The organism is Cribrihabitans neustonicus, from assembly GCF_048820895.1.
Classification (GTDB): domain Bacteria; phylum Pseudomonadota; class Alphaproteobacteria; order Rhodobacterales; family Rhodobacteraceae; genus Cribrihabitans_A; species Cribrihabitans_A neustonicus.
Map to the genome: position 1 here is coordinate 909,935 of NZ_JBMERQ010000002.1, position 6,372 is coordinate 916,306.

At 65.8% G+C, this 6,372-nt stretch carries 3 protein-coding genes; 2 read left to right on the forward strand and 1 reads right to left on the reverse strand.

Annotated features, from left to right (window positions below):
• The first annotated feature begins 3 nt into the window (after positions 1-3).
• The gene (gene fdhF, locus ACOHWE_RS09420) at positions 4-2,778 is read left to right on the forward strand and encodes a formate dehydrogenase subunit alpha (protein WP_420665893.1); all 2,775 of its coding nucleotides are present in this window, start codon (positions 4-6) and stop codon (positions 2,776-2,778) included.
• A 292-nt stretch (positions 2,779-3,070) separates the two neighbouring features.
• Here the strand turns inward: fdhF and ACOHWE_RS09425 are convergent, their stop codons facing one another.
• Complete coding sequence (locus tag ACOHWE_RS09425; protein WP_420665895.1) at positions 3,071-3,721, reverse strand: TetR/AcrR family transcriptional regulator; 651 nt, start codon at positions 3,719-3,721, stop codon at positions 3,071-3,073.
• 129 nt (positions 3,722-3,850) lie between these two features.
• Here ACOHWE_RS09425 and ACOHWE_RS09430 point away from each other — a divergent pair, with 129 nt between their 5' ends.
• Complete coding sequence (locus ACOHWE_RS09430; protein WP_420665897.1) at positions 3,851-5,896, forward strand: oxidoreductase; 2,046 nt, start codon at positions 3,851-3,853, stop codon at positions 5,894-5,896.
• Positions 5,897-6,372 lie beyond the last annotated feature (476 nt).

The following is a 6,372-nucleotide window of genomic DNA, read 5'->3' on the forward strand; positions in this document are numbered from 1 at the left end:
GCCATGACCAAGCAAGTCACCTTCACCCTTGACGGCGAGCAGGTCACGGCCGAAGCGGGGATGACCATTTGGGAAGTCGCGAACGGCCGCGGCCTGAAGATCCCGCATCTCTGCCACAAGCCCGCGCCCGGCTACCGCCCCGACGGCAACTGCCGCGCGTGCATGGTGGAGATCGAAGGCGAGCGCGTTCTGGCCGCTTCCTGTATCCGCGAACCCTCCGAGGGCATGGTCGTCACCACCAACAACGCCCGCGCGCAAGGCGCGCGGAAGATGGTGATGGAGCTGCTGCTCGCCGACCACCCCAAACAGGAAGAGGCGCACGACAAGTCCTCCCACATGTGGGACATGGCGGAGCTGAACGGCGTCACGGATTCCCGCTTCCCGAAGATGGAGAAGGAGCGCATCCCGCTGCTGGACGACTCCCACGTCGCCATGAAGGTGAATCTGGACGCCTGCATTTCCTGCAACCTCTGCGTCCGGGCTTGCCGCGAAGTGCAGGTCAATGACGTGATCGGCATGGCGGGCCGCGGGCACGAGGCCTTCCCGGTGTTCGACATTGACGACCCAATGGGCGCCTCCACCTGCGTGGCCTGCGGCGAGTGCGTTCAGGCTTGCCCGACCGGCGCTCTGATGCCCGCCACCGTAGTGGACGAGAACCAGGTCGGCGACAGCAAGGATTACGACACCGAGACCGAAAGCGTCTGCCCGTTCTGCGGTGTCGGCTGCAAGGTTTCGCTGAAGGTCAAGGACGGCAAGGTTAAATACGTCGAGGGCATCAACGGCCCCGCCAACGAAGGCCGCCTTTGTGTGAAGGGCCGCTTTGGCTTCGACTACATTCACCATCCGCACCGGCTGACCAAGCCGCTGATCCGGCGCGAGGATGCGCCCGCCAAAGGGCTGAACGTCGACCCCGGTAATCTCTTCACGCATTTCCGCGAAGCGACATGGGAAGAAGCGCTGGACCTCGCTGCCAAGGGGCTGGTCAAGCTGCGTGATGAGGACCCGAAGACGGTGGCGGGCTTCGGCTCGGCGAAGTGCACTAATGAAGAGGCCTACCTTTTCCAGAAGTTCATCCGCCAGGGCTTCAAGCACAACAACGTCGACCATTGCACCCGTCTGTGCCACGCATCCTCCGTCGCGGCGCTGATCGAAAACGTGGGCTCCGGCGCTGTGACCGCGACCTTCAACGAGATCGAGAACGCCGATGTTGCCATCATTATCGGCGCCAACCCGATCGAGAACCACCCGGTTGCGGCGACCTACTTCAAGCAGTTTACCAAACGCGGCGGCAAGCTGATCGTGATGGACCCGCGCGGTGTCGGCATGCGCCGCTACGCAGCCGAGATGCTGCAATTCCGCCCCGGTGCCGATGTGTCGATGCTGAATGCGATCATGAATGTGATCGTGGAGGAGGAACTCTACGACAGCCAGTACATCCACCGCTGGACCGAGAACTGGGAAGCTGAAAAGGAGCACCTGCGCCAGTTCACCCCCGAGAAGATGTCGGAGATCTGCGGCATCGAGCCGGAACAGCTGCGCCGGGTCGCACGGATGTTCGCGGGTGCCAAGGCCGGGATGATCTTCTGGGGCATGGGGGTCTCCCAGCACATCCACGGCACCGACAATTCGCGCTGCCTGATTTCGCTGGCCCTGATGACCGGCAATGTCGGCAAGCCGGGCGCGGGCCTGCACCCCTTGCGCGGCCAGAACAACGTGCAGGGGGCCTCCGACGCGGGCCTCATCCCAATGTTCCTGCCGGACTACCAGACCGTGACTTCGGATGAAGTGCGCAAGAGCTTCACCGATGTCTGGGGCGGCGGAGACTTCTCGAACGAGAAGGGCCTCACGGTTACCGAGATTGTCGACGAGGTTTATGCCGGCAAGATCCGGGGCATGTATATCCTCGGCGAAAACCCGGCGATGTCGGACCCGGACGTGGACCACGCCCGCGATGCCATCGCCAAGCTGGAACTGCTGATCGTGCAGGACATCTTCCTGACCGAGACGGCGAACTATGCGGACATCATCCTGCCCGCCTCGGCGCTCTACGAAAAGAACGGCACTGTTTCCAACACCAACCGTCAGGTGCAGCGGGTCCGTCCAGCGGTGCCGCCGCCGGGCGAGGCGCGCGAGGACTGGCAGATCACCGTCGACCTCGCGCAGCGCATCGGCCTGCCCTGGGACTACAAGGATGTCTCCGAGGTCTTTGCCGAGATGAAGCTCAACATGAAGTCGCTCGACAATATCACCTGGGAGCGGCTGGAGACGGAGACCATCACCTATCCCTCGCTGCATGAAACCGATCCGGGCCAGGCCATCGTCTTTGGCGACGGCTTCCCGCGCCCCGACGGCCGCGCGCGCTTCACGCCTGCCTCGGTGATCCCGCCGGACGAGGCGCCGGATGCGGAATATCCGATGATCATGACCACCGGGCGGCAGCTCGAGCATTGGCACACTGGGTCGATGACGCGGCGCTCCAAGGTTCTGGATGCGGTGGAGCCGGAGGCGAACTGCTCGCTCAACCCGCGCACACTCAAGCTGATGGGGATCGAGCCGGGCGAGATGATCCGCCTCACCACCCGCCGCGGCTCGATCGAGATTATGGCGCGCGCGGACCGGGCAATTGCCGAGGACATGGTGTTCGTGCCGTTTGCCTATGTGGAGGCGGCGGCCAATATCCTCACCAACCCGGCGATCGACCCCTATGGCAAGATCCCGGAGTTCAAGTTCTCCGCGGTGCGGGTCGAAAAGATCGAAGGCCAGATCGCGGCGGAGTGATCCGCGGTCAGGTGCTGGCGGAACAGGCGGGCGCGGAGCCGATGGCTCCGCGCCCGAGCTTTTCGGGGGGGCGCCGCGCTGACGCGCGGCGCGGCAGTGGCACACGCGAGGCCTGGACGAAACCGCGGGCTATGGTGAGTGGTATCGCTTCGGGCCTAGCCCGAAGCGACCCGCGCCGCGCCCGCAGGGCGCGGCGCCCGGCCCAACGGCGGTGCGGGCCTCTTCGAGGCCTGCGGCCGCGGGCGGGAGTGGCTGCCTTTTTGCTAGGCGCAACGGGTGCTGGGGGGTGGTCTTAGGGCGCCGCGGCCGCGCCCGTCTCTTCTGCCAGCAAGGCGTGACGGGCGTGGAAGCGGTCGAGGTCGCGCTGGGAGGGCGGTTTGCCGGAGAACACCTTGACCCAGCCCGGCATCAGCGAGATCCGCAGCTCCCGGCTCTCATGCACCTGCATCGCGATGTAGCCGGTTTGGGTGTAGAGCATGGTGCGGGCGCGCAGCAGCGCTTCCTCCTGCGCATAACCGAAGCGGGCGAACATCGCGGTGAGCGCCGCCTCGCGCTGCGCATCGGCTTGGTCGAGCCGCGCCTGCAGAGCCGCATCGTTGCGCGCCCAATTGCGGATCGCGAGGTCGAGCCGGGAGTCGAACAGGTCCGGGTCGATCCAGCAGTCGAAGAGGTTGAACAGCGCCTCGGCGATGCTCTCTGCATAGGCGGCGCTGCGGGCCACCAGGTTTCCGGTGTTCTTCTCCTCCCAGCGCCGGATCATCGCCTCCAGGAGCGCCTCGCGGTCGGGGAAGTGCCAGTAGAAGCTGGTGCGCGACACGCCGAGCGCTTTGGCCAGCGGCATCACCTTCACCGCCTCCACCCCGCTGTCGCATAAGGTCTCATGGGCGGCCCGGAGCCAGTCGTCTTCGCTGAGCCGCGGGCGGGGTGGGGCTGTCGTGCGCATGGGGCAGCAGTAGCAGCCGGTCCGGCTTGGGGCAAGTTTTCCTGACAGTCATGATTGCTCAATTGACACATGTGTCAAGTTGTTGTCGGATCTTGTGCAGCCCAGACTCGTTCCAGGAGAGACGTGCCCATGTCCAAGGACCCGCTGCTGCAGCCCTATCAGCTCAAGCACCTGACGCTGAGAAACAGGATCATGACCACCAGCCACGAGCCGGCTTACCCGGAGGACGGCATGCCAAAGGAGCGCTACGCCGCCTACCACGCCGAGCGGGCGAAGGCGGGTGTGGCGCTCACGATGACGGCCGGTTCCGCGGCGGTCAGCCGCGACAGCCCGCCGGTGTTCAACAATATCCTCGCCTGGAAGGACGAGGTAGTGCCCTGGATCCGCAACCTCACCGACCAGGTGCACGAGCATGGCGCGGCGGTGATGATCCAGCTCACCCACCTCGGCCGCCGCACCGGCTGGAACAAGGGCGACTGGCTGCCGTCGATCTCCTCCTCCCGCCATCGCGAGCCCGCGCATAAGGCGTTCCCGAAGCTGGCGGAGGATTGGGACATCGCCCGGGTGATCTCCGACTTCGCCGATGCAGCGGAGCGGATGAAGGAGGGCGGCATGGACGGGATCGAGCTGCAGGTCTATGGCCATCTGCTCGACCAGTTCTGGTCGCCGCTGACCAATGATCTCGACGGGCCATATGGCGGCCAGTCGCTGGAGAGCCGGATGCGGCTGCCGATGGATGTGCTGCGTGCGGTGCGGGAGCGGGTGGGGGACGATTTCATCGTCGGCCTGCGCTACACGGCAGATGAAGCACAGCAAGGCGGGATCTCACCCGAGGAGGGGCTGGAGATTTCCCGGCGGCTCGCAGCCAGCGGCATGGTGGACTTTCTCAACGTGATCCGGGGCCGCATCCATACCGATCCGGCGATGACTGACGTGATCCCGGTGCAGGGCATGAAGTCCGCCCCCCATCTGGACTTTGCAGGCGAGGTGAAAAAGGCCACCGGCATGCCCACCTTCCATGCCGCGCGCATCCCCGATGTGGCGACCGCGCGCCATGCGGTGGCGGCAGGGCTTCTTGACATGGTGGGCATGACCCGCGCCCATATGGCGGACCCGCATATCGTGAAGAAGATCATCGAAGGGCGCGAGGATGACATCCGCCCCTGCGTTGGCGCCACCTATTGCCTCGACCGGATCTACCAGGCGGGCGATGCGCTCTGCATTCACAATGCGGCGACCGGGCGCGAGCTGACGATGCCGCATGTGATTTCACCCGCGCCGGAGCGCAAGAAGGTGGTAATCGTCGGTGCCGGTCCCGGCGGGCTGGAGGCGGCGCGGGTTGCCGCCGAGCGCGGCCATGCCGTCACCGTGCTGGAAGCCGCTGCGGAGCCCGGCGGCCAGCTGCGGCTCACCGCGCAGAACCCGCGGCGCCGTGAGATGATGGGCATCATCGACTGGCGCATGGCGCAATGCGCCGCCCGCGATGTGGTCTTCCGCTTCAATACCTGGGCCGAGGCAGACGACGTGCTGGCACTGGAGCCGGATATGGTGATCGCCGCCACCGGAGGGCTGCCGGACACCGGCCTGTTCGAAACCACGGGGGAGACGCCGGGCGCAATTTCCGCCTGGGATCTGATCTCGGGTGATGTGAAGCCGGGCGGACAGGTGCTGATCTATGACGAAAGCGGCGACCACCCCGGGCTGATGGCTGCGGAAGTGGCCGCCGCCGCCGGAGCCAGCGTCGAGGTGATGACCCCGGACCGCGGCATCTCGCCCGAGATCATGGGGATGAACCTGGTCCCCTACATGCGCGCGCTGCAGGACAAGGACGTGCGTTTCACGGTTGCCCGCCGCCTGCTGGCGGTGGAGCCCGCGGGCAACCGGCTGAGCGCGGTGATCGGCACTGACTACAGTGACCACACCACCCGTGCGGAATATGACCAAGTGGTGGTGAACTACGGCACCCGGCCGCTCGACGATCTGTACTTTGCGCTGAAGGAGCTGTCGAAGAACCGGGGTGAGGTGGACCAGGAGGCCCTGGTCGCGGGCCGTCCTCAGACTGTCGCCACTAACCCGGAGGGCCGCTTCCAGCTGTTCCGCATCGGCGACGCCGTCTCGGCCCGCAATACTCACGCCGCGATCTATGATGCGCTTCGGCTGATGAAGGACGTGTGATTGGTCGAAGGGGACTTGGGGCTCTGCCCCCGGCCCTTTTGGCCTCCCCCGGGGTGTTTTTGGTCAGAAAGTGGCTGGGGCGGCATCGGGCGGGGCGAGTCGGGGGGGGGGCGATGCATGGCGATTCCGGGGTGAGTCTGGCGGCGGGTCTGTGGGTAAGTGGCGCGGTTCTGTGGATAAGGGCGCGGGGCGGGGTGCGGGGGATGCTGCGGGTGCGGAAAGCGGGTCAGGATGGCTGACTTTTTTATCGTGTAAGTGACTGACTTTGCTGCGTTTTGCATTTTTCTGTCCGAAAGTTGGGAATTTGGGTGATTTTCGGGTTGCGGGCCGGCGGCGCTATCCGTAGAACCCCCTTCACCGGCGGCGCTGAGGCGCCACGGGGACACACCGGACGGGACGGCGGCCACGCCAGCCAGGGACGGGAAACGCGGCGGAGAGGCGCCGGGGCAGCTCGGGGAGACGGGCGGACGGCTGGA

Excerpts from the sequence above, each read along its gene's own strand:
- ACOHWE_RS09430 (WP_420665897.1), top strand. The coding sequence starts at position 3,851 with ATGTCCAAGGACCCGCTGCTGCAGCCCTATCAGCTCAAGCACCTGACG.
- ACOHWE_RS09425 (WP_420665895.1), bottom strand. The coding sequence starts at position 3,721 with ATGCGCACGACAGCCCCACCCCGCCCGCGGCTCAGCGAAGACGACTGG.
- fdhF (WP_420665893.1), top strand. The coding sequence starts at position 4 with ATGACCAAGCAAGTCACCTTCACCCTTGACGGCGAGCAGGTCACGGCC.